The organism is Mesorhizobium sp. P2_B11, assembly GCF_056404855.1.
Map to the genome: position 1 here is coordinate 590,649 of NZ_JBFUDF010000001.1, position 25,018 is coordinate 615,666.

Consider the following 25,018-nt stretch of genomic DNA (forward strand, 5'->3'; position numbering starts at 1 on the left):
TGTTAATAAAAGCCCGCGCGGCGAAGGTCCACAAGCCATGGCGGAAAGCAGATGGAATCTCTGGCCATTTGGTTAACGGCCCGCCGGGGAAAGCCCGGGGTAACGTCGCGGAAGAAATTTATGGTGCACTGCAACAAAGATATTGCATCGCACAAAAAAACCGCTATATTGCCATCATACATGAACGAGACGGCTTTTTGTCAAAGCCGCTACCCCCGAAAGGATGGAAAATGACCAAGGCCAAGACCGCTGAGACCATCGAAAACGTTGAATTCCCGAGCTTCGACGCCTCCAAGGCGACCGACCAGATCCGCGCTTTCGCCGAAAAGGGCGTTGAGCAGTCGAAGGAAGCCTACACCAAGCTAAAGACCGGCGCCGAAGAGACCCAGAAAGTTCTGGAATCGACCTTCGAGACCGCCAAGACCGTTTCCAGCGACCTGTCGCTCAAGACCATCGCCGCTCTGCGCGCCAATGCCGAGGCCGGCTTCTCGCATCTCGAAGCCCTGATCGGCGCCAAGTCGCTGTCGGAAGTCGTCGAGCTGCAGACCGCCTTCCTGCGCAAGCGCGTCGAGTCGACCGTCGAGCAGGCCAAGGAATTCCAGGCCGTTGCCTCGAAGGCTGCCGAAGACGTCTCCAAGCCGGTCAAGACCGCTTTCGAGAAGGCCCTGAAGGACATCAAGGCCGCCTAATAATTACGCACAACCCTACGATGCATCAAAACGTCGCATTTCGTCAGACAAATAGATGTGCGATAGAGTTGTGTAAGTGAATACCCGGTGAGTGGAACCTCCTCCCTCTGCTCCCCGGGGTGACCAGCCAGCACCTCCTCCCGCTGGCTCGTAACAGGAAAAGGCCGGCACCTCCTCCCGCCGGCCTTTTCTTTTGCCTGAAGAAAACCGGCCGATGAAAATCGGCGCCTGTCCGCAGAACCAGCTTTGCCTCATCAAAGGCCTTGAATTAGACTCTGATAGACCGTATTGGACGCATCGCCGAACGACAGAGCGGATCTCGGAGAATGAATTTTTCACCACGATCTGGCTCAGGCGAACGTGCCGTTGTAGCTCAGATGGTTAGAGCGCCGGATTGTGGATCCGGAGGTCGCTGGTTCGATCCCAGCCAACGGTACCATCGTCATTCTCCATAAAGCATTGAATTTGTTATAGAATTTTGAATTGCGAGTAGGCGATCTTGCGAATGATTCCTGTTTTGTGTTACCTATTGTGTTACCTATTGTGATACAAATGGTGGTCTTAGAGACGTGGGAAGACGGCGCGAAGAGCATGATCCTGACCGCTTCCTGCAACTGAGGGGCGATCATTTCCACTACTACCGGCGGGTGCCCAGAGAGGTCAGGGACCTGGACGAGCGTGGCGTGTTCGTGCGTCGCGCCCTCGACACTACTGACCGCATAAAGGCCCGCACCGCCCGAGATCTCCACGAGGCTGCTGACAATGCTTTGTGGGCTTCGCTGATGCTGGGTGAAAATCCAAAGGCGGCGCGTGTCCGATACCGCCAAGCCATCAAGCGAGCCGAGTCGCTGGGATTCGTCTATCGGCCACTCGCCGAGATCCTGGTCGCCGAGCCGCTCGATACGATCCTGCAGCGGGTCGAGAGCACAATAGTGGAGCCTGCCAAATCACCATTTGTCGACGCCGTCGGCGGCGCGGTCGCCCGCCCTGACGATAAGATATCGGAAGCGCTGAAGCTGTATTTCAACGAGATTGCTCGCGACGAAATCCGCACCAAAAGCCCTGACCAAAAGAAGCGCTGGAAGGCAAAGCGCGAAATGAGCGTCGATGTCTTCATTGGTCTGATCGCCGATAAGCCGATGAGCGAGATCTCGCGCGACGACGCGCGAGCGGTGCACAAATATTGGCTGGACCGAGTTGCACCCGAAAAAGGGCGAGCGGACCGTTCGGCATCGACAGGCAACCGAAACATGGGCAACCTTCGAACCCTCTACGCCGACTACTTTCGCCATCTCGGTTTCCCCGAACAGAAAAACCCATTCGCCGATCTGTCATTCACGGATAGGTCGAAGCGCAGTCGGCCGCCGTTCCCGACCGACTGGATTCGCGACAAGATATTTGCGCCTGGCGCGCTTGCAGCACTCAATGAGGAGGCGCGGGGAATCGTGCTTGCCTTCGCTGAGACGGGAGCCCGACCGAGTGAACTCGCGAACCTGCATGCCGGTGTCATCCATGTTGATCATGAGGTGCCGCACATTTCAGTCGAGCCGCGCGACGATCCCGATGATCCGCGAGAGATCAAGACCGCCTCGTCGGTGCGCAAGGTGCCGTTGGTCGGCGTGGCGCTTGAGGTGTTCAAGAAGCATCCTAAGGGCTTCCCACGGTACAAGGATCGCGAGGCGTCGCTGTCAGCCCTGCTCAACAAGCACTTCAAGAGCTACAATTTGTTCCCAACCAACAATCACACCGTCTATTCACTTCGCCATTCATTCGAAGACCGCATGAAGAACGGTAGGCTGGACGAGGAGCTTCGGCGCATGCTCATGGGCCACACGATCGACCGTCCGAAATACGGCGAGGGCGGCGACATGAAGATGTGGCAAGAGGAACTTATGAAGATCGTGTTGCCGTTCGATCCTGGGATCGTCTGACACGCTGGCGCACTGTGGCGAGACGTTCCTCCTTCGCTCGATGATCCTGCAGGGCGCGTTCCAAATGATCGTAAAGCGGGAGCCATGTCTCACCATGGTCGCCTCGCGCCACGATGATCTCGGCGACGCGATCGAGCGCTCGCTCAATCCGCTGTGCTGTGACTGGTCGAGGCGTGGGCGAGTATCGCCTCACGGCTTCGCCTTTCTGCAAGGCCCTGAATGCAACATGCCTTATGCGTAGGCGAACTTTCCTGGTGCAGTGAAGGCCCGCGTTCGGCTCCGGCTGTAATCTGCGGCTGCGACCTGAAAATGGGATACACTCTCTGCCCGTCGGGGGTTGGTAGCGGGAGACCGCTACATCACAAGACCCACTATTGAGGGCGCGTTCTTTTGTTATCGTCGGGCTGCAGCCTGATTGCCGGCAACACGCCACGTGCACTGTTTGGCGTACCCTATCTCTACTTGGCCGATCACTACCCGGAATGCGCATGCCTTGAGCTTACGAGCCATTTTCTGCGCATCGGTTCCTAAGGCACAGCGCAAAGTTTATCACCTGCCGCCGGGCAGTCGGTCAGAAAGGCGTCGCCGACTTACTACAGCGATGGCTCGTTGAGATGCGACAAAATTTGACCAGACCGCACTGGATCGATCCTGTCTGCCTCTGCGAGCGCCCAACGTTGCCATGCTTCCAGTGTCGAGGCGTCGATATCGGCCGAACCATCATCGATCGCGCGGCGGACGCGCTCAACAAGTGCGCGAATGTCTTCAGCCTGACGCAGCAACTCCCCGCTAGTCCGCAGGTTTTGCAGGCGCTTTTGGTTGAGTTGGACTAACCATTCCTGGCGCTGCTTCTCCTTTTCAATCCGCTCCCGCTCTGCACGCTCCTCGGCTTCGCGGAGGCTAAGGCGGAACTTTCTCTCTCCCGCCACGATGATGGCAGCCGCAATCTCAGCGATCTTTGACTCAAGCTTGACGTCACCGTCATCCTGCCAAGAGACCGTATTCCTGCGGTCGAACCTTGGATCGATCCGCAGGGCAAGCGGGGTTGATGCCGGCAGGTCCGGAGCCGGTCGCAGGTACCCCTGCTGACGTACGGTGCGGTGGCTCCCGACTATTCCAATGTCCAAACCAAGATAGGTGTCGCCAATGCCTGCTCGCGCATGGATTTCTCCATCGCGCTCGTAGGCATCACTGTCATAGCCGCGCTTGCTGAGCGCCAAGAACAGCGCATTGAAGATTTTCAGCCGCCGCTTGTCTAGCGGATTGTCGAACTTGGGTTCGTCAAAGGTCCACTCGCGCCCTGCATTTTTGTCGCGGCGACGCTGCTCCTGCTTGAGCATTTGAACGAGCCCTTTGTGGGGCCTGTCCAACGTCTGAGGGACAGAAACTTTTCCAATTGCCTTCAACTCTTGCGCGTGGAGTTCGTCGAGGTCTTCTGGAACCAGAGCGGATTCAAATGGCCCACTGGATGCGAGAGGGGCTGCAATCGGCAGCACTTTCCGAAAGCGATGGTCGACACTTGCTCGGCCCATTTCACCGGGGCGCCGGGGTGGCGCCTTGGGTAGTGCTGGCACCCTCTTTCCGGCACGGATTTTGTTCCAATAGCCTTGAGGCGGCGACGCTACCCCGCATCGCGTCAGCAGCTTCTTTAGGCCGACGTCGGACAGTCCGAGATTCGCCGCCAAGTCCCGCATCGGGGCAGACCAAGCGAACGCAATCAGATCGTCGGGCAACACAAGAATGTCTTTCTGCCACACGTCGGCTTACCTCCATTTGTTCAGCCAGGCTGCTTTTGGCACGCCTTCGCAGTGTCGATATGACAGGCCGGCCATTGCCAACTAAAGTCAAATCTGGCAGCTCCAACGCCCCTCGATCGTGCCGGGAATGCGCGTACATCATCAAGGCTGCTGCAGATCGGCTGCAGCTGAAGCAGCGCTCTCGGTGAGCATCAGTGGGACGCTCTAGCCGCTCGACCCGCGCGCAGCAGGCCCGGCTCTTCATTGCGCAGGGGGTGGCCGCGGCGAAGAAAGCTGGCGGCGGCATCTCGCGCTCAGGGCGCATTGTACAGGCAACCCGGTCCGCTTTGGTCACGGTCAGCGCGCCAGTATCCTGGCCCACCGGCTCATTGCCGCGCGGTCACGTGGGGCCGTCATCAAGGCTCGCGTTGTGTGCCATTCCGTGCGTGCCGCCCACTTGCCTCTCGCCTCGGCTACCTGTGGCGCGAGAAAGTCACCCGGGTCCGGCAGAAGGTGCGGCTTGTTTGAGCCGGGACGGAGAATGCCGACGGCGCGGCCTTCGCCGCGCGCGCTAAGGACGATCGTCACCATTTCCGCTTCATCGTCTCGCCGGACGACGCCATTGGAATGGCGGACTTGAAATCGTGTGCCCCCAATCTGGTCGCGCAAATGGAAAAGGATTTCGGCACGCGGCTCGACTGGTCGCTGTCTGCGTTAAAGAGACCGCCACACCGTGCATGCGTTATGACATGACAACCTATGTGGACAAGCGATCTGGCAAAGTAAGCTCGAACCGGGAATTGGGGCGTTGGTTCGAGAATGTCCGAGGATGTCCGGATTCAGCCGACTGATCGCTTGAGTAGTTAGTGGGCCACGTCCAAAAACCGCACATTTCTCCGAAATGCTGAAGACTGATTTTTGGAGAGCGCATGTCCGGATAATGTCCGGATAAGGCTTAACGTTGTCTTCTGTACGCGGTCGATGGTCCTGATCCGAGCTTCACCAATAAGCCCCGTCTTACGAGCTCGTCGAGATCTCGCCGCGCCTGGCGATCAGTTATCTCGGAGGCGAAATTGGCACGATAGTCCTTAAGGGTCAGGCTCTCGCCAGCCGACACTGCCTCGAGAAGACGTGTTTGACGAAGATTGAAGGAACTACCCGACCTCGTGTGAGCCGAGAAGATCGTGAGAGTGACTCCAGTGTCTGTGTCGCGCCACTGCGGAACGGGCGCGCCAAGCCGTTTGGCTGCCTTGACGATGAGTTCGGTTCCGCGACCGATGCGCTCCATCAATCCTCGCAGATAGAAAACCTGTGCCAGGTCGGGATTGACCAAGATCGAACTGTGCTCTCTTCCCAAATCCTTCGGCTTGAGACCTTGAGGCAAGCTCCCGCTGTTCCAGATTTCGATCCGATCAGCGTAGATTGATACCCTCAAACCGCCGGAGTAAGCGGAGTAATCCCGATGGACAAACGCGTTGACCAGACCTTCGCGCAGAGCGTCCGGGTCATAGGCGGGACGGTCGATCCGACGAGCCTCTCCGTGTGGGAACTCGGAACGCGTCGCATTGCTGGCACTCACAACGTTGATGACGTCCGTGCACACCCGCACGAGAGGACCTTCGAACCAACGATTGTCGTCATAGTTGGCATCGGATTTGTCGCCCGAGAATGCAACCAATTGTACCCTGCACTGGGGGTGCCGGCGCACCGGCGTGCGGCTAAAAAGAACATCACCCGCGTTCGTCACTCCGTCCATCGCGAGGACGGAAAGATCTTTCAGCACGAGACGGTCATCATTCTGATCGCTGAATGAAAAGCGCCTGTTTCGCTCGGCCTCACGAACCGTGGAGCGAATCTCTTCCCGATCGAGCTCCCCTTCCGTCATAAGTGGAGATAGCTGTCGCTCCCACCGATCGGTCTCGGAACCGTTGCGAAGAAGCGACCGCAGTTGGGAGATATTCGCGGCTTTTGTGGTCGCATTGGTGCGTAACCATACACCGCCATGGAAAACGTAGGGTCCGTCCAAGCCTTGCGGGACGTCAACCAGAACGATCCTGACATCGTCGATGGTGATCACCTCTACCTTCAGGAAAGGAGTAGGAGAAATGTTCTGCTTGAGAAAGATCTCCAAATCCTGTGCTTGGCGGTTCAGATCGGCACCAAGATCGACCGGTCGACCGTTGTCGTCGATGCCCAGATACAGCTGTCCGCCCTTGGAGTTGAGGAAGCTGCAGACAACACGAGCCGCGGACTCGTCCACGACACCGGATTTGAACTCGGTGGTTTCGTTCTCGCCAGCAGCTATCCTGTCACGGTGCGCGTCGCTGCTCATTTCGCCGCTGCCTTCTCGGATTTCAACTGCTCAACGAAGCGCTGCATCTCAGTGTAGCGACCGAATTGGGTCTCCAGATATCTGTGCACATCCTGTTCCGACTTGTACTTCTGCACCCAGTTGCCGCGACGGGCAGGGATCGGCAGTTCTTCTCGCGTTGCCGTTTCGTACATGTCGATCAGACGGAGGTCATCAATGATCTCTGCACCTTTCTTGAGCTTCAAGTCCTTCCGCCCGGCCGTGCCAGAAAAGCCCAGGTCCATCAGCAAGCGGCGTGCGTGAACCACCTGCTCATGAGCCAGCATCAATCTCGGCTTGTCGAGTTCGATTGCCTTGTTCAGTTCCAAATGTGTGATGGCCGGGCCGCCTGCGCCGTCCGTACCCGACCCATAACGCGGCGTGATTAGCCCGAAGAATATGTCGCACGCTTCGACTGCTTTGATACAGCTTTCATATGTGCTGGCGTTCAGAATGACAGGAAGCGTCCCCAAGTGTGAGTTCCATGGCTCATAGCCAAGTCCGTTCAGCACAGAGGCGACCTGCTCGAGCAACGGTTCCTTCCCGTATACGCTCGAGGAGATTAACACGGTAAGCTTCTGCGTCTTTTTTGCGGTCTTTCTCACCATTGCACCACCACCAGTGGTGGCTCAAGCCGTCAGAGTCAAGAACCGCGGAACATGGCATCGTCATTGCCCCTAGGCGGGGGCGATGGCGCCTACGGATGCCGCCTCATTTCACTTCCGGAACTCTGTCCGCTCTGGGGTTGCGTGCGGGGGCAGCCCGTGATGCTCTACGCCCCCACGACGCTCAATGCGAGCGCGACGACCAGTTCATGCCCTCTACCTCGCAGCGCGCACCCATCCCGCGCGGCGCTCGTTCGTCGGCCCAGATCGGTCGTCCAGCGATAATTCCGACCCCTGCAAACGTACACCATACGCACACTGCGGTGGGCCATGCTACCAGTTGTCAGATCGTCGTGCCAATCGCATGCCGGGTCCGCCACCGTTCTCCGGAATGAATTCCACTCCGGCACCTTCGAAAGTTTCGCGTATTCGATCGAGAGTCGGTTGTTTTAGCGCGTCACCTCTTTCCAGGCGCACAATCGTCTGTGTGGAACACCTGCTTCCCTAGCGAGATCCAGAACACCCCAATCCAGTGCGGCACGGGCCATCCGGCACGGTAGCGGGAGAGCGCCACTTGCAGTGTTTTATACGGTGTTGGGCGGGATGGACCTGTCTTGGTGCTGCAAAGACCGGTGGGGAAGGGCAAAGTCTGACCCGAAGCCGACGAACGTTTACCACAACGCGAACGGCAGCTTCGCGCCTCACTTTACAGGAGCGTGACTCGAAGAATGATCTTCGTCAACGCTAGATGTCGTGAATGTTTCGGCGAACGTACAGAAGTATTTCCTTGCCTATTTTTATGATTGTTGCGCTTTGCAAATTGTTATGCGCACCAGCGTCCCCTAAATTGCGCCGGGCTTGTTCGGGGCAGCTGAAGAGATCGAAATCAAACCATGATGCAGATCTCAGGCTCCTAGTGTGATTCCAGCAGAGCAAAACTCTAGCATTGAGTGTATCATGGCAACAGAAAGAAGGGGAGGTAAGAATGAAATCTCGTTATCTATTCCCGGTGCTATTCCTGATCGCTGCCTTGTGTCTTGGGCAGGAAAAGGCTTTTGCTTGGGGCGACGAAGGGCACCAGATCGTCTGCAGCATCGCCTACAAGGAACTCACGCCGTCAGCACGACAAAAAGTTGATAGCCTAATTGCTCAAGACAGCGAGTTCCGAGCATTTCCCCAAGCGTGCACTTGGATGGATCACCCGAGGAAACGAAAAGTCGAGCACTATGTAAACATTCCCCGCAACGCGACCCAGATTATGCCCGCCGATTTATGTCCAGGTGCTGACAAATGCGTGGTTACAGCGATCCTCAACGATATGAGGGACTTGGCTCTCACAACGCGGGATGCTGATCAACTGTCCTTGATAAAGAGCCTCGGCCACTGGGTTGGCGACATCCATCAACCTCTGCATGTTTCCTTCGAAGATGATCACGGTGCGGGTTTCATAAATGGCACTTCTCCTTGCAACACGGACCTTCACGGCGTGTGGGACACCTGCATCATTGAGCAGACGCTCGGAGAAGATCCCGAAACTGCTGCGATAGAGATCAGGTCCGAAATCGACTCGACCGAAAGAGCAGCTTGGACAAAAGGCGACATCGACGAGAAGGCGGTCTTGGGATGGGCGAATACCTCGCTGGAGATATCACTGGCGCCAGGCACTGAGTATTGTGTGAAGGTCGGCAACGAATGCCGCTACACCTCCGATCAGGTGTCCTTTGATGGACACTCAAAAAAGACGGTGACCACCGACGAAGCTTACATCGAGCGCCAGGCGCCTTTGGTCAAGAAGCAACTTCAGATGGCCGGTGTGCGCCTCGGCTACATCATCAACCGGATTTTCTCTACCACCGAAGACGTCGCGGCACTTAACGCGTCAAGTTTCTCTCTTGAGCGGGTGCTGCTGGCTCGTGGAACGTTGCCGGTTGCTCCCCCGATCAACAACATCGAAGCGCTTCAGCCGATTGCGGAAGCAGACACCGCGAACAACGCATCCCTCCAATCGAAGGTTGATGAACTGACGACGCGGGTCCGTGTCCTGGAACTGGCACTCGCGGGTAGCCAAACTAGGCAGTGATGTCTCGAAAGCGTCTTTCGTTAACGCGCGACGGGCCGTTCGCGAGAAACGCCCTCGTCATCGATACCAGTGACCGCCTGAATCATCGCGCGGCATGCCGTCGAAAGTTCGGGCATCAGCGGCGGCATGGTCCGGCGATATCAAGCCGAATTGCCGGGCTGCCGGCAATCTGCGTAGACTTTGCTTATGCTGAGAATCGGCTCTGAATTGCAGTTGAGCGCATCCGACCTGGTTGGCTACTTGAACTGCGGCCACCTGACTGCGCTTGACCTCCAGGTGGCGGACGGGGCGCTTGCGAAGCCGAAGATCTGGGATCCGCTGCTCGAGATCCTGCAGCAGCGCGGCGCCGCGCACGAGGCGGCCTATGTCGATCACCTGCGGGCGTCCGGCTTTACGGTCGCGGTCATCGACGGCAAGGGCATTGATGACAGCTCAGTTGCCGCCACGATCGCGGCGATGCGCGCCGGCGCGCAGATCGTCGTGCAGGCCGCGCTGCGCGCGCCGCCCTTCACGGGCCGGGCCGATATCCTCCGGCGCGTCCAGACGCCAAGCGAACTCGGCGTCTGGTCCTATGAAGTCGTCGACACCAAGCTCGCCCGCGAAACCAAGGGCGGGACGGTGCTGCAGCTCTGCCTCTATTCTGACCTCGTCGGGCAGGTGCAGGGCCTCGTGCCAGAATACGCCTACGTTGTCGCGCCCCTTACCGGCTTCGAGCCGGAGGCGTTTCGGGTCAGCGACTATGCCGCCTACTACCGCAATGTCCGCGATCGCTTCGTCGCGTCCTTGAACGGAAACGGCGGCACCTATCCGGAGCCGGTCGCTCATTGCGATATCTGCCGCTGGCGCGGCCGATGCGACGACCAGCGCCACCAGGACGATCACCTCTCCCTTGTGGCCGGGATCACGGCCGTGCAGCGCGGCGAGCTCGCCGGCCACGACGTCGCCACCATGACTGCGCTGGCCGAGCTCCCCCTTCCGCTGCAGTGGAAGCCGGAGCGCGGCGCCGCCTCGTCCTACGATCGCATCCGGGAGCAGGCCCGGATCCAGGTCGCAGGGCGCGCGGCCGGGCAGGTGCTCCATGAAGTGCTGCCGATAGAATCGGGCTTTGGCCTGTGTCGCCTGCCGGTGCCGGATGACGGCGACATTGTCTTCGATCTCGAAGGCGATCCCTTCGTCGGCGATGGCGGCCTCGAATATCTCTTCGGCTATGCCTTCAAGGACGCAGGGGGCGCGCTCACCTACGTCGCCGACTGGTGTCTCACCCAGGCCGATGAAAAGGCGGCCTTTGAACGCTTCGTCGATTTCGTGATCGAGCGGCGAGCGCACCATCCCGGCATGCACATTTATCATTACGCGGCCTATGAGGTGGGCGCGCTCAAACGCCTGATGGGGCGCTACGCCACGCGCGAGGAAGAGATCGACACGCTGCTGCGCGGGCAGGTCCTGGTCGATCTCTACGCGGTGGTCCGCCACGCCATCCGCGCCAGCGTCGAGAGCTATTCCATCAAGAAGCTGGAGCCGCTCTACGAGTTCGTACGCGCGGTGTCGCTGCCCGATGCCAATTATTCCTTGAGTCGGGTCCAGGCCCGCCTGGAGCTCGGGGATGCCGACGGCATCAATCCGGATGATCGGGCCGTCGTGGCGGGCTACAACCACGATGATTGTGTCTCGACGGAGCGTCTTCGGGACTGGCTGGAGAGCCTGCGGACTCGCGCGGTAGCCTCAGGCGAGGAGATTCCCCGCCCGGCTCCGCCTGGAGTGGGCGCTTCGCCGGATATTACAGCCTGGCAGGCGCGGATCGATGCAGTCGTGACCGTGCTGACCGATGGCATTCCGGTGGGCTCCGCGGAGCGCAGCGCCGAGCAACAGGCGCTCTACGTGCTGGCGAACGTGCTCGACTGGCATCGCCGGGAAGAGAAGGCGACCTGGTGGGAATATTTCCGGCTGGCGGCGCTGTCCGCGGACGAGCTGGAGGACGAGCGGGAAGGCATCGCCGGCCTCGAGTTCGTGGATACCGTCGGCGGAACCGCCAAGGCCCCTATCCACCGCTATCGATTTCCCCCGCAGGACGCGGAGTTTCGCGGCGGGGAGGATTTGCGCAGCGTCGGTGGCGAGCGGTTCGGCAAGGTCGAGGGCGTCGACCTGGAACATCGCTTCATCGACATCAAGAAGCGGGGCGACACTGCCGGTCTTCACCCCGAAGCGATCTTCGCCCATACCTACATCGACACGGCTGTCCTGGCCGAGTCCCTGGTCCGGATCGGCGAGTATGTGGCCGATCATGGCATCGGTGGTCCCGGTGCCTACAAGGCGGCGCGCGATTTGCTGCTGCGGCGGCCGCCCGATGCCGGCGGCGCGGCGCTGCGCCAGCCGGGCGAGAGCCCGGTCGATGCGGCCTGCCGCCTGGTCCCGGCCTTGCAGGGCGTGCTCGCCATCCAGGGACCGCCTGGCGCGGGCAAGACCCATACCGGCGCCTACGCGATCCTTGCGCTGGTCAGGGCCGGCCTTCGCGTCGGGGTGACCGCCAACAGCCACAAGGTCATTCGCAACCTGCTCGCGAAGGCCGCCGAGGAAGAAGCGAAGGAAGACTCCCACCTGCAGTGCCTGCACAAGGTCACGGATGCGGAAGACAATGTCCCGCACCTCACCTTCACCACCAAGAACCCCGAGGCCCTCGGCGCCTTTGCAAGCGGCTACCACGTCCTCGGCGGCACGGGGTTCCTGTGGGCCCGGCCCGATGCGGCTGGCCTCGTCGACGTGCTGTTCGTGGATGAGGCCGCGCAGATGTCGCTCGCCAACGTGCTTGCCATATCGCCGGCCGCAGCCAGCCTTGTCCTGCTTGGCGATCCGCAGCAGCTTGAGCAGCCGATGCAGGGCTCGCACCCCGAGGGTACGGAGGTCTCGGCCCTCGACCACCTTCTCGGCGGACGGCAGACCATCGCCGACGACGAGGGCCTGTTCCTGGACCAGACCTGGCGCCTCCACCCCGACATCTGCCGTTTCACCTCCGAGCTATTCTACGAAAGCCGACTCCTTCCCCGTCCCGGTCTCGAGAACCAGGCCATCCTGATGGCCGGCCCCCTTGGCGGGAGCGGCCTGCGCTATGTCGGGGTGCAGCACAGCGGCAACCAGAACTCCAGCCCGGAGGAGGCCGACCGTATCCGCAGTATTGTGCTGGGGATTCTTGCTTCGGGCGCGCGTTGGCGCGATCGCGAGGGCAACGAGGCGTTGCTCACCCTGGAAGACATCCTGGTTATCGCGCCCTACAACGCGCAGGTCTTTGAAATCCAGGCGCGCCTCCCCAGCGCGAGGGTAGGGACGGTTGACAAGTTCCAGGGGCAGGAGGCGCCCATCGTGATCTATTCCATCACGACCTCCAGCCATGCCGACGCCCCGCGTGGCATGGAGTTCCTCTACAGCGCGAACCGCCTCAACGTGGCCACCTCCCGCGCCAAGGCACTGTGCATTCTCGTGGCCAATCCGGACGTGTTCGAGCCGGAATGCCGGACGCCGCGCCAGATGCAGCTCGCCAACGGCTTCTGCCGCTACCTGGAAATGGCCGATGTGGTCGATCCATAGCCGTCCCGCAGGCGCGCAGCCATGGCCGTTGAACGGCAGAGACGAGGAAGAGTGTCCGTGCGCGCGACGCCGCACATGTCAAGGCGGCCGGGATGGCGATCATGGCCGGACGCTCCAGGCGCACCCTGCCATCGTCGTGACGGATAGAATGGAGGCGCGCCGGCGCGCTAGGCCGTCGTGATTCCCATGCCCCAGCTACGCACAGGCCAGGAACCTTCTCTTGCCTCCTCCACGGTGAAATAAAATTCCTTGAACCGCCGGGCTTCGATGCGTGGCAGAATGTCCGAAAACTGCGCCCTGGTGACTTGGAGGGAGAGGCTCAGCGACGGCAGGTGATCGGCCGGGAAGAGCTTGCCCGCGTCAGGGAACTCCGTCTTCATGGGCGTGGGCGCCATTATCATGACGACGGCCGGCCACCGGAACGCCGCGTCCGGCATGATGAGCAAGGCGGGGATGACGAAATAGGTGAACTCGACCGACTGGCGGGGCGGGCCTGGCTGGACCACCTGGCCGAAGTTGACGCTGGCCGGGCCTACGATCTCGGCGCGCCACTCGCCCGCCACGACCGGCGGCAACCTGAGACGACGGCCCTTCTTGCGGACGGTCATGCGGCAGGCGTGGCGCCAGGAAGCGTGGCAATATCGATGTCCGCTGCCTCCAGCCTGCGCCTGGCTGCCGCGACGACCTCGGCGCCAAACTGCGGCGCGTGCCGCAGGACGATGGCTTCGCCGGTCAGCTCCGGCATGTTCCGCTCCAGCAGCATGTCAAAGCCGTCGGTGCTCTTGGCGCTCATGGCCCAGTCTTGAAGGGTCTGGACCACTCCCGCCCTTGCGACTTTCTGCCTTGTGCGCGCGAGCCGGGTCGTCTTTCCCCGCTCTTCGGACAGGACATGCTCGAAGGCATGTATCGTCTGCCAGAAATCATGCTCCACGGTCCCCGGCTTCTCCTTGGGCAGGACCGAAACCAGCTTGCGGAAAGCCGCGTCGGCGACGCCCAGCTCACCCTTGTCCCGGGCGTTCCTGATCCACGATCTCAGCTTTTCCGGATCGTTGCAGTTCTCGATCAGTCCCAGGATCTTCGCGATGTCGCTCATGCTGTTCTCCATCTAACCCCTGACTCGCAGGCCTTCTTCCCACCGACGCAGTCATTTCCATCGCGTTCCCGAATGAACTCACTCCATCGGCGCAAACAGCGCTCGCGCCAGGCTATTGGCTTTGACTCGTTCAGCCTTGCGAGCGTTATGCCATTGCCGGTCTGGAATTGCGCCTCCGTGAGAAATGACTTGCGGCATATTCGTCACCAACCTCGACTTCCCACAATTTCACGTGTCGGCGCCCGCCGGAGCCAGCCAGTCCAAAGTCGCCCGGCCTCATGAAAGCTCTATTTCGTCGATGTCGGAAATTCGTACTCGAGCGCTTCGGCCTTATCGATGCCGGTGAGAGTAATTTCACCGCGGATCTTGGCTGCTAGCTGTTCAAGCGGCTTGAAGATGAAACGCACTCTCAAGCATCCATCGCCCGCTTCCAGCCCTGCTACAACAGCGAGGAAAAAATCCGGATCGTTCTGCGCCGCTTCGACTTCGCTTGCCGTCAAGGTCACGTCGACGGGAAATGCTGCGCCGGAACTCATCTTGATTTCGTAGCACTGGCGCAACTCGTCGATGGCATCGACCCCAATTCCTCGCCGATCCCGAACGTCCTGGATTTGCCCCAGGTTCAAGCGAAGCGCGCGCTTGACGGCCTCAAGCGCCAACTGTTCCCGATCGCTGGTGGGGGGAAGAACCGAACGACTGGGTTGACGGTTCTGCCCGGGCTCTCCTTTCGGGCTAGGATCGAAGGTCCGCCCGGCCTGACCTTTCGCGCGAGACTTGACGAAGACCACGCCGTTGTTGCTGGCGCCGGCGTTGACGATGGCTCCCAGCGTCGGCTCAAGCGTCTCGATTTCCCGGAGCTGACGAACCTGAACAACCGGTTGCGGCTTGCCCGAGGATTTACCTGGCCCGGGTTTGGGCGGCTTCGGTCCACCCTCGCTCCGGTCGTTTGCCTGGGCCTGCAAATTCGTCAAGCGGCCTACCGTGCTTGCTGCCTCAGGCTTGGTCGAAGGAAGGACAATGTGGTTGGCCTGCTCGCCTGTGCTTGACCGGCGCCAGACGGATGTCCATGCCCAGGCGAGCTTCTGTCGATCACCCGCGAAAAGTGAAGCTATTGCCTGGCCGCCGGCTTCCGATGCTTCTGCGTCTTGCAAACTGCGCACTATGAAGGTGAGCGGCTCGCGCATCATATGAGCGCGAGCTGGAATTCGGATGGCGGTCTGGCCCTCCAGCTGTACTGCGATCTCCAAGGCGGGATCAATTATGAATCGCGCGCGAATGAGTTCGCTCCAATTGCAACCAATCGACTCATGGAGGCCGATGTCGTTGCGGACGAGCTCGTCGTCGAGGAGCGCAACGGCTTCGGCAAAGATCTTCCTTTTGGTTTCTCCTTCTGCAAGCCCTGCGGCGCTCCATGAGTGGGGTGAGAAATCCTCCAATCGAAGATGAGTGATGCCCAGGACCGGAAACAAGGAACGCAGGTCCGAGAAGCTGGTAAAGCCGGGCCGCCAAACACTGAGGCCAGGAATGTTCGCGCCCGCAATTGCCTCGCCGTCCAGAACATACATCGGGCGCGAAGTGGACCATGCTTCCCCCGTCCAGAGTGGGAGGCGACGCAATGTCGTCTGCAATTGGGGAGAAGCCTCTTTCATCACGTTCGCAAGCGCTCGAAAGGTCATCAGCATCACGCCCCGGTCGGACGAAGATGGCGAGCGAATTCTCGTCAACGCGCGCAGCACGCCGACGCAATCGTTCGCGATTGGGGTCGGTATGTTAAGGGCGGCCCAAAGCGGCTCGAGCCCGCTGACGTGGGGTGCGAAGACGCGATAATTCCCGAAAATTGGGGGGCCGCGGAGCACTGCTTCTGGCGAATGCCACCCTGCGGCCGCGAGCAAGAGCCCGCTGCGTCCCGGCGAGGCCCGGAAGGCATTTCGGAGGCGCTGAGGCGTCATCGCCCGGCCCGCCTTGATATCGGCGGCATTCGTCTGGAGGTCGGCCGCCAGAAGCTGATAGACGGTATGGACCTGCTCGATGACCTCGGGGGTAACAGCCTGGTCTCGCAGCCATTGCAGTCTCGCGATCAGATCGTCACCCGAAGGCCCGGGGCGGATGCCCAGCGCTTTGAGAAGATCAATCCTCAGCGCCTTCTGGTCGATCTTTACCAGGTAAGCGTTCCTATCCGCGCCGTAGGTCAGGCGATTGGCGTCTGTCGGCAACGCCAGCTCGCTGGGAGCCCTGAGCGCGCCGTTGCCGTTGGGCAGCCAAGCCGTAGATGCAAGACGGGCGAGCCATGTGGATTGCACCTCTCGCGCATCCGTCCAGTAGCCATTGTAGCCGATGACCGCTTTCGCCGTTTGGTAGTCGGCGTACCGCCGCTCCCAGCCGCGATTGAGCACGTTCAGAAGCGCCATGGCCCGCTTCCGCTTTGCCTTTGCGGGACCGGACTGGATGTCTTTGACCACCGCTTCCAGGTCAGGCGACCATCGGTCATCAAGGAGATGGTGATCGCCATATTTCCCGCCCTTGATCGCCCTGAGCTGCGCCTCCGGTCGATCAACGCCGGCGGCCGGGCTCGCCGGGCGCGTGTCGCGAGACCACTTCACCAACTCGTTGGGAGGCACGACGAGCCGAGGATCGCGAGAAACGCCGAGGGCGACCAAAAATCTCTGTGCACCCGCCTCGCTCCGTCCGCGGTCGTGCTTCAGAAGCTTCGCATAGTCGGGATCGACCCAGATCAAGCCGGGAGTTCGCGCGGCAGCCTTGGCGAAACTATCAGTCTCCCGATCGATGGGTGCGGGAAGATAGGCATCGTAGGGACGGGCCCAGCCGCTGACGGGACGTGGGGATCGGCTCTGATAGACAATTGTGCGCAACTCGACGTTTGCCCCAATTTTGGCGCCCATGTCTCGTTGCTCGTCGCGGGTAAGGTGAGCCCAGGCATGCCGGAGAGCGAGGAGATCGTCGTCCGCAAGCCGCACCGGGGCCTCAGTGGGCTCCTCGGAACGTGCGAGCAGCCGAAGGGCCTCGATCGGCTGGTCGCATGAATCACGCAGGGTTTTCATTTCTGAAAGCTTTGCCGTCACCTTGGCGGCTTCGAGGGTCTCCGCCAGATATGCCCTATGTAGCGGCAGAGCGAGCCCGAGCCGCCTTGCAAGACTGTGCGGGTTGTCGTTGCGGACAAGCACCCGCGGACCATTCCTTGCGGGACAGGCTACTGTCTTCCCATTGGCCAGGAGAAGAGCGTCCTTTTTTGAGAACTCGACCCAAAGCCCGTGCTTAATTGCCAGTGCAGCCATCGCCACGAACCAGATCGGTTCACGGCCCTCGACCTGATGAACATGATCGAACAATTCGAGAGCGTGGGCTGGGCCTAAGGATCGGGATTGTCCCAGTTCGTTCAATAATTGCCGCCAGCGCGCGAATTGGTCTCGGCATGTCGGCAACATCGCCGAATGGCCTTTCGCGAGGATCTCCAGGTCGGACGGTGATATCAGCGGCTCAACATCCTCGCTTTCATAGACGATCTGGGAAAGCGCAACGAGGCCGGTGCCTGCCGGAAGGCGAAGCTCTGCGATCAGCCGGGCATGGCACGTACCGGTAATGGCTTCGGCGAACTGCTTTCGGACCCAATCGCCGGCCTCGATCCCTTCCGATTTAAGCGGGACATGCGACCACGCGTTGGAAGGATCGCGCTCGAATGCTTCGAGAGCGACAGCACCCAGGAATTGGCCGAGATCGGCGAGGCGCTCCTTATTCCAGGTGGTCGGAAGGATAGCTGAGCGCGCGCCGTCCGGATCGAATTGCGCGTTCAGGCTGATCGGAGCGTTGATGCTGATCGGGAGCGGCACACGGTCGTGGAGCGCCCCCGCCTTGCTCGGGTCCGAGCAAATGCAAACGCCCAGAGGGGTGATCCTGCCCGTGGCCTTGTTCAGGCGCGCCGAATCCGGGCCAACGGCCTGTTCTGTCCAATATCGCTGGAACTTTGTTCCAGAGGACTCCGGCGGAGAGAGGATTTCCAGCACATCGTGTGAGACGGGGCGAAGTTCAGTCCCGACGCGCAGTTTGGTTTCCCGCACCGGTCCCGCCTTGATTAAATAGGTTCGGCTTTGGCCAGGCGTATCAAGATCGGCAAATGATAGCGAACGGATATTCCGCAGGAAGATCAGGCTTTCCACCCCAAGGGAATCCACCGCCTCCTCGAGTTCGGAGTCCTGTATCTCCGGATACAGCGGGACAACCAACATCGTGTCCCGTGAGTCCGGCTGGTACAGGCCAGCAATTGGCGGGGAGGGATCAGCCCACCTAGGGGCGTCGTCGAGCATGGTGAAATGAAAGGGCGCGCAGTGCATCTCCAGCGGCCCACCGAGGGCTTTGAGGGTTTTCTGCCCGATCCCGAACCGGCCCGAGGCCTGGTCGTCGTCAGCTTTTGTTGACAGCCACGGCAACACCATTGCGCCCACGTGCGCGAGCGAAACCGGCTTTCCATTGTGGATCAGCAGAAGTTCGCGGCGAGGTTGGCGGCGCACGACGATCCGCAGTTCGGAAGCACCCAGGTCATCCGCATTCTGGAGGGACTCCGACAGCCCCTGGAAAAGCCTCGGACTGAGCATGCTGGCGCCGATTTCTGCGCCCCGCTGACTTGCGCGGAATATCGCCGGCTGTTGCCTGATGATATCGGCAAAGGCCTGCAATGCTCCTTCGGCCCACGGCAGGCTCGGATGCTCTGGAACCCAAGCGGTATCGGGCCAGGATTCGCACAATCTTTGAGCCGCGAGGCGGCCTTCTTCCTGTTCGAAAGTCCCCGGCGCTTGTAACTGGGTGTCCATGGGCTGATCCTAGCTTATGTGAACGCAGCGTTGCAAAATTCTGTCTGGCGTAGGTTCGGCTGGTCACAGGCAGGAGCAATAGTTATCACGAGGGTCAGGCCCCGCGTATTTTGAAAGCTTCCGTAGGGCGATGCTATACAGATTTTTATGTCGGATCTTGCAGCCCACGGGCCCACAGGCTCCACGGCGCGGATGCTCGCCATTGATCAGGGAAAATACGGAGGACTGAGGCGTAGGGCGCAAGACCTAATCGATTTCTTCCAGGCAAACTCGCCGCTGTACTGGCCAATCCTACCGTGGCCGATCGGCGGCGGGACTGTCGAGAGAACCTGAACTGCGCGCGATCGAGGCCGGCCGGCTTCCGTCGTGACGCAAATCATGCGGACCGCCGCGGACGGGGACAGTCGGTCCCGCGTCCCGTCCTGCGGCCGGCGCTATGCTGACGCTCCTACGGCTGTCCCGTTCACCGCCCGCGACGGGGGCGAATTTCCTCCGTCCTGCGCGCGACAACATCCCCTGTTGCGGACGCGCGCAGGACTGCGGTTTATACGCCGTTCTTCCTTGGAGCGCCGACAGTTGCCGGCGCGGAGATTAGCCAGTCAGCACGCGTCGTATGGTAAGACGAATGAGGATGGCGCTATCACCACTAAGCGCTCCCGTTGGTTTCGCTTTCCTCGTCGATGATGCGCACGGGGAGATAGGCGTTCGTCTCCAGCCACTCGCGCAATACAATCTCTATGAGGTCGGATCGGCCCACTTTCATCTCGGCAGCCAGGTCGTTGAGTGCATCCTCAGTCGCCGGCTCCAGGGAAACGCCCGCAACATTCCTGAGCATCAAAGCCGCGCGACGAAGGATGATCTGCAGATCCGGCCGCGACATGTCCGCTATGCGATCAGCGCAGCTTTCAAGCTCCTCGGCAAAGGATATGCGGGTCATGGTCTTTTATCGCGCCGTTCTCTGCGCGCTTTTGCTTTTTCCAGCTCAGCGGCGATGTAGGCGGTGGCGTGTTCGGTTGCTCGCCTCGTGTTCTCACGCCGCCGTTCCAACTCCTCTGGCGAGTAGTGGACGCGGAGGGAAGTTGCAGAGCCTGTATCGGCTGTCGACACCGGTGCCCAATCCTCCGCACCGGCGGAAGGCTTTTGAGCTAGCCGCATTTTTGCCAGCGCCAGCACAAATCCAAGGGGAGAACGTCGCATCATGTCAGGATTGCGGAAACCGTATGGAAGCGCAAGGCTCGCACCCTAGGGACAGGCTTGTCGTTCTCAAAACGGATAGAGGCCGCCGCCATCTTGGGTGCAGATTGGATGCGTGGGCTCATGAGGTTGGTGACGGCCCACACGGGTCGGCGAAGGAACCGTTGGACGAGCCGCTCCGCCGAATACAACACGCCTTGCCCAAATCGCGTTGGCGCGCCATCATGCATGGCGAGGCCAGGGGTAAACGGCGCCGAGGTGATTCCGTGCGCTGAAAACGATCCAGTACGGCTGCATCTGGGCCCGGCGATAAGCCCCGGCCTAGGAGGGTGGCGGTACACGATGGCAATGAGCGCGGCGGCGAGCCAGAAACCTAGCGTGGCGGACAAGGGGAGGCCCGGCGTCCATCATTTCCGCGTTAGCACCGGCTTGAAGGATTTGATCGGGCGGGACTTGATCACCGACGACTTCGTCGCGGTGTTCGAACTCGTGAAGAACGCCTTCGATGCCCGCGCCAAGAAGGTCGTCGTTGTGTTCGAGAAGGATGCAATCGTCATCTCTGACGATGGCAAGGGGATGCGACGCGAGGATATACTTGGCAAGTGGCTGTTCGTTGCCTACTCGGCGAAACGCGATGGCACCGAGGATGTCGACTATCGTAATCGTATTGGCGAGGCGCGCAGAGTCTACGCAGGTGCGAAGGGAGTTGGGCGGTTCTCGTGCGACAGCCTTGGCGAGACACTGCTCCTTTATAGTCGCGCGCGCGGCCGCAGGGTCCAGACGCTCGACGTGGACTGGCGCAAATACGAAAAGAATCCCAAGCAAGAGTTCGCAAAGGTCGGCGTGACACTGGGCCAGGGCAGCGCATTCCCGCCCGGTTCACACCATTCGCCGCGTGGGACCGGTACAAGCCTGGTCATCCGTCGGCTCCGGTCTGAATGGGATCGTGAGAAGCTTCTCGACCTTCGCCGCGCGTTGAGCAAGCTGATCAACCCGTTCTCGACCAAGGGCGACAAGTTCAAGATCGAGATCGTTGCGGAGGCCGAGGCCGAGGCAGATGCCGCGATCAATGCGCTCAATGCCGGGCGCGACCCGGAGGACCCGGCTGGGTTCGCTGTCAACGGGATCATTGAAAATTCGATCCTCAAGGCACTCGCCGAGCGGACCACCGTCATCCGCGTGAAATCGATCGGGGATGGCAGCAGGCTCGAGACCGAGCTCGAGGATCGTGGCGAGCTTGTATACCGGATTCGAGAGGCCAACCCGTACGGGCGCCTGAAGGACGCCGGCTTCTCTGCGGACGTGTATTACCTCAACCGCAGTGCCAAGGTCACCTTCTCGCGGCGCATGGGTGTCCGCTCGATCGACTTTGGCTCGATCTTTGCCTTCCGCAACGGTTTTCGGGTGTTCCCGATCGGAAACGAGGATGATGATTTTTTCGGCCTCAACAAGCGCAAGCAGCAGGGCCAGCGGCGCTTTCTTGGCACTCGCGAGCTCGTCGGCCGCGTGGACGTCCTCGGCGTGCCGGGGTTTGACGAGGCGACCAGCCGCGCGGGTGGCTTCATCCACACCAAGGGTGTCGAGCAGCTTGTCGAGGCGGTGGTCGACAAGTGCATCAAGCGGCTAGAGCGCTACGTCGTGGATATCTCCTGGAAGGACGACTTCGACAAGGACGAGGCAAGCACGTCGAGGATGCGGCTCGACAGCAGCAGCGCCAAGATTGCCCAGCTTGTCTCGCGACTGGCCGCAACCGAGGGCGTGGAGGTCGTCACCTACAACCCGGACCTCGTGCGCATCGTCGACGAACGGTCCGACAGTTTCATGGATTCCTTCCGCGCGCTCGAATTGCTCGCGGAGAAGACTGGCAACAAGAAGCTCCTGTCGTCGGTGGATCAAGCGCGCGCCCGTATCGAAGCCCTGCAGGCTGCCGAGGCTGAGGCCCGAGAGGCCGAGCAACGCGCCGAGGCCCGCGCCTTGCGAGCCGAGCGCGATGCCGCGACAGCGAAGACCGAGCTGGTGGCTGTCGAGGGCATGCTTGACGACGAGCGCGGGAGAAACCGCTTCCTGATCTCGGCTTCGGCATTGGACAAGGACACTATCCTCAATCTTCACCACCAGATTGGCATCCATGCTGCCGCGATCCAGGACAGCATCAAGCTGATGTCGGGCAAGCTTCGGCGCGCCACCGAGATCAAGAAGGAAGAAATTTTGGGGTTCCTCGAGAAGGTGTCCTTCCGCAACAGCCAGATCCTCACCGCGGCACGCTTCGCCAGCCGAGGCGGCTACAAGGAACAGGCAACGTCGAGAAAGGAGGACATCGTCCAGTTCATCCATGACTATACCGAGGCGATCGCGAATTCCTGGGCACCGTCTGGCTTGACCGCCACGGTCACCGGCACGGAGAAAAGCTTCGAACGGCAGTTCAAGCCTATCGAGGTCGGCATTATCGTCGACAATCTGGTCTCGAACGCCGGCAAGGCAGAGGCATCGACGCTCCTGCTCGCTCTTTCGGTCGAGAAACGTGATGGCAAGCAGTTGCTTGTCATAGATGCTGCAGATGACGGGACGGGCTGGCCCAGGACTATCAAGCCCCTAGACTCGGTCTTCGAGATGGGCGTAACGACTGGGAAAAACGGATCCGGACTTGGATTGCATCATGTCCAGCAAGTGGTCGGGACGATGGGGGGGACGATCGAGGCCATGCCTGAGCCCTATGACGAAGATCACCCCGGGGCTCACATTCGCATCAGGCTGCCGGCATGAGGCTGGATTTTAGACTGCTCGTGATCGATGACCAGCCGGGTGAAATATCTGACGCCATCGAGATGCTCCGCATGGACCTAGCGGACAAGGGCTTCCGGCTGCAAGTGGAGATCGCTCCTGATATCTCGGTCAGGGGCATCGATGCCTATTGCCAGGCAGGGGGGAGAAACTTCGATCTTGCGATCGTCGATTATCGTCTAGGCGAAGAAGATATAGACGGCGCGCTAGCCGCAAGTACGGTGCGCCGTCGCCTAAAGTACACTGACATCATCTTCTATTCGACAAGCCCCAGGAATGAGCTCGCGGCGAAGATGGCCGAATATCACGTGGACGGCGTCTTCATCGCTTCTCGCGGGAATGACCTAGACACCGTCCTGTGTGGAATCGCGGACACGATCGTTGGCAAGGCCGTCGACCTGAACCACATGCGCGGGATTGCCATAGCGGAGGTGGCGGAAATGGATCTCCTCATGGAGGACATCCTTGCCAAGGCGTTTGCTTCGAAAAACGCCGCGTTTGTTGCCAAAGGTCGCGAACGCATTGAAAGCCTGTGGGACAACGAGCAAGGAAACCTGGGTAGGCTTGAGAAGCGGGTCAAAGCCAGCGATGTCATTGGCATTCTAACCGACAACTCAATCTTCACATCAACCTACAAGTGGCAGGCTATCGCGAAGCTAGGGGATTTGACACTCGGCAAAAATAGCGGCCCGTGCCAGGTCTTTGCGAACTACGAGACCGAGATCATTGGAAAGCGCAATCTCCTCGCACATGCGCGGGCCATGATGGACGATGGCATGACTGCATCACTTCAAGCCATTCGCCTCGGCAAGCCGGCAATAGAGATCGACGAGGCGTGGATGACGACCTTTCGAAGCCAGCTGACTGCGCAACGGGATGCACTCAAGGCCATCTGCGAGGCAATAAATGCAAAGTGCCCCGCTTAGGAACCGAGGAGGTTGGCGAGGCATTTGCCAATCTGCTCGGCCAGCAGAGGCGGAACCGCATTAGCGACCTGCGTGAACCGGGGAATCTCCGTCCGGCGCGCCAAGCCCCCCGTGGTGTATTTTCCCTTGAACTGGAACCAGTCCGGGAAGGATTGTAGCCGCGCATTCTCGCGAACGGTCAAGGTCCTTGGCTCCCGGTAGTGCAGCAGGTCCTCCGGCATGCTGGTGATGGTTGGCGCCGGCGCCAGCGGATCAAGCACGCGGACTGCGATTTTCTTGAGTCCATGCTTTCGCCGCAGGTCGGGGGATATGACTTGGTTGAGCCGACCCTCCTCACTGCTACAGCGAATGATGTCCGCAAAGCGCGCACGGATTTCTGGCGCATGCCGTGCCAGGCGGGTGTCTCCCGGCGCCTTGCCATGGCCATCCTGCATTGCGCGCTGGAAGGCCGACAGCGGGCCGCCATAGGCAATCGCCGAATAACCCGCCGAGTCAGGGCAATCGATCGTGCCTACCCGCTCGACCTCCAGGTCGGATAGCGCGTCGCGCGCCGTCGTCCCCAGCGCCAGCCCTCGCGCGGCGAGGAACCGGCGGGACTGGCCACGTAGCATGCCGAAAAAGGAGCCCATGCCATCCGCCGACGCCAGGTCGCGCCGCACGCCGACAAGGAAGAACCGGGGCCGAGCCTGTGGCACGCCGAAGTCGCTTGCCATGAGGATCGTGTCGGTTGTCTCGTAGCTCTCGGCGAGGTGTTCCTTGAGCTCGGCGGCGAAATTCCTGCCGGCACCCGGCATCCCGCTCCCGAAATCCGACGTGAAACCACGGACGTTCTCGATGAGCACTGCCTTGGGCTGGAGATCCCGGACTAGGGAGAGGTAGTCCTCGAACAACCGGTTCCGCGGGTCGTCGGCCTGCCGCCGTCCAGCGTGGGAAAAGCCCTGGCAAGGCGGGCCGCCGGCGAGAAGGTCGACGTTTCCCCGCACCTTGTCCAGGAATTGCGTACATTCCTTCCTGAAGGCCGAGATGTCCCATGCTTTCTCGGCCACCCCATCGGGCCATTGCATGCCAACCGGCGTGGCGCCGGAAAGGAAATTGGCCTGGTAGGTCGCGAAGGCAAGCGGATCCTTCTCGATCGCGACCAGGCATTCCCAGCCAGCGCGCTCCAGGCCAAGGCTCAGCCCCCCGCAACCCGCAAAAACGTCGATGAACGTCAACGCCGCGCGAGGCGCGG

General features: G+C 60.6%; 14 protein-coding genes, 1 tRNA gene and 1 pseudogene. 8 read left to right on the plus strand and 8 right to left on the minus strand.

Annotated features, from left to right (window positions below):
- Nucleotides 1–230: 230 nt before the first annotated feature.
- The 3 genes from AC1DYJ_RS02660 (at nucleotide 231) to AC1DYJ_RS02670 (ending at nucleotide 2,620) form a co-directional block, all read left to right on the plus strand.
- Nucleotides 231–689: a phasin gene (locus tag AC1DYJ_RS02660; protein WP_477279740.1), complete on the plus strand. Its 459-nt coding sequence runs from the start codon at nucleotides 231–233 to the stop codon at nucleotides 687–689.
- 362 nt (nucleotides 690–1,051) lie between these two features.
- Nucleotides 1,052–1,128 (plus strand) — tRNA-His (locus AC1DYJ_RS02665).
- A 130-nt stretch (nucleotides 1,129–1,258) separates the two neighbouring features.
- A complete protein-coding gene (locus AC1DYJ_RS02670) occupies nucleotides 1,259–2,620 on the plus strand; it encodes an integrase (protein WP_477279742.1) in 1,362 nt (453 codons plus the stop codon).
- A gap of 593 nt (nucleotides 2,621–3,213) precedes the next feature.
- Here the strand turns inward: AC1DYJ_RS02670 and AC1DYJ_RS02675 are convergent.
- Entirely contained in the window at nucleotides 3,214–4,377 is a 1,164-nt protein-coding gene (locus AC1DYJ_RS02675) for a hypothetical protein (RefSeq protein ID WP_477279744.1), read from the minus strand.
- 194 nt (nucleotides 4,378–4,571) lie between these two features.
- Between AC1DYJ_RS02675 and AC1DYJ_RS02680 the strand changes: the two are divergent.
- Nucleotides 4,572–5,058: pseudogene (locus AC1DYJ_RS02680) on the plus strand (type VI secretion protein); the annotation flags it as partial.
- A 253-nt stretch (nucleotides 5,059–5,311) separates the two neighbouring features.
- Here AC1DYJ_RS02680 and AC1DYJ_RS02685 read toward each other — a convergent pair.
- Nucleotides 5,312–6,688: an RNA-binding domain-containing protein gene (locus AC1DYJ_RS02685; RefSeq protein WP_477279746.1), complete on the minus strand. Its 1,377-nt coding sequence runs from the start codon at nucleotides 6,686–6,688 to the stop codon at nucleotides 5,312–5,314.
- On the minus strand, nucleotides 6,685–7,314 hold the full coding sequence (locus AC1DYJ_RS02690; protein ID WP_477279748.1) for a DUF4062 domain-containing protein: 630 nt from the start codon (nucleotides 7,312–7,314) through the stop codon (nucleotides 6,685–6,687). Before AC1DYJ_RS02690 ends, AC1DYJ_RS02685 begins: the two co-directional genes overlap by 4 nt.
- Nucleotides 7,315–8,296: 982 nt before the next feature.
- On the opposite strand from AC1DYJ_RS02690, the gene AC1DYJ_RS02695 reads away from it, so the two are divergent.
- Both AC1DYJ_RS02695 and AC1DYJ_RS02700 read left to right on the plus strand, forming a co-directional pair.
- A complete protein-coding gene (locus AC1DYJ_RS02695) occupies nucleotides 8,297–9,391 on the plus strand; it encodes a S1/P1 nuclease (protein ID WP_477279750.1) in 1,095 nt (364 codons plus the stop codon).
- A 186-nt stretch (nucleotides 9,392–9,577) separates the two neighbouring features.
- Entirely contained in the window at nucleotides 9,578–12,970 is a 3,393-nt protein-coding gene (locus AC1DYJ_RS02700) for a TM0106 family RecB-like putative nuclease (protein WP_477279752.1), read from the plus strand.
- Between the two features lie 167 nt (nucleotides 12,971–13,137).
- On the opposite strand, the gene AC1DYJ_RS02705 is transcribed toward AC1DYJ_RS02700, so the two are convergent.
- From AC1DYJ_RS02705 to AC1DYJ_RS02720, 4 genes are all read right to left on the minus strand, one after another.
- A complete protein-coding gene (locus AC1DYJ_RS02705) occupies nucleotides 13,138–13,578 on the minus strand; it encodes a hypothetical protein (protein WP_477279754.1) in 441 nt (146 codons plus the stop codon).
- Nucleotides 13,575–14,063, minus strand: a complete 489-nt coding sequence (locus AC1DYJ_RS02710; RefSeq protein WP_477279756.1) for a hypothetical protein — start codon at nucleotides 14,061–14,063, stop codon at nucleotides 13,575–13,577. Before AC1DYJ_RS02710 ends, AC1DYJ_RS02705 begins: the two co-directional genes overlap by 4 nt.
- 287 nt (nucleotides 14,064–14,350) lie before the next feature.
- Complete coding sequence (locus AC1DYJ_RS02715) at nucleotides 14,351–18,886, minus strand: sacsin N-terminal ATP-binding-like domain-containing protein (protein WP_477279758.1); 4,536 nt, start codon at nucleotides 18,884–18,886, stop codon at nucleotides 14,351–14,353.
- Nucleotides 18,887–19,532: 646 nt separating this feature from the next.
- Complete coding sequence (locus tag AC1DYJ_RS02720) at nucleotides 19,533–19,823, minus strand: ribbon-helix-helix protein, CopG family (RefSeq protein ID WP_477279760.1); 291 nt, start codon at nucleotides 19,821–19,823, stop codon at nucleotides 19,533–19,535.
- A gap of 599 nt (nucleotides 19,824–20,422) precedes the next feature.
- On the opposite strand from AC1DYJ_RS02720, the gene AC1DYJ_RS02725 reads away from it, so the two are divergent.
- Both AC1DYJ_RS02725 and AC1DYJ_RS02730 read left to right on the plus strand, forming a co-directional pair.
- Nucleotides 20,423–22,843, plus strand: coding sequence for an ATP-binding protein (locus tag AC1DYJ_RS02725; RefSeq protein WP_477279762.1), 2,421 nt, complete (start codon nucleotides 20,423–20,425; stop codon nucleotides 22,841–22,843).
- Entirely contained in the window at nucleotides 22,840–23,787 is a 948-nt protein-coding gene (locus AC1DYJ_RS02730; RefSeq protein WP_477279764.1) for a response regulator, read from the plus strand. Before AC1DYJ_RS02725 ends, AC1DYJ_RS02730 begins: the two co-directional genes overlap by 4 nt.
- Here AC1DYJ_RS02730 and AC1DYJ_RS02735 read toward each other — a convergent pair.
- On the minus strand, nucleotides 23,784–25,001 hold the full coding sequence (locus AC1DYJ_RS02735) for a DNA cytosine methyltransferase (RefSeq protein WP_477279766.1): 1,218 nt from the start codon (nucleotides 24,999–25,001) through the stop codon (nucleotides 23,784–23,786). The genes AC1DYJ_RS02730 and AC1DYJ_RS02735 overlap by 4 nt on opposite strands.
- Between the last annotated feature and the right edge of the window lie 17 nt (nucleotides 25,002–25,018).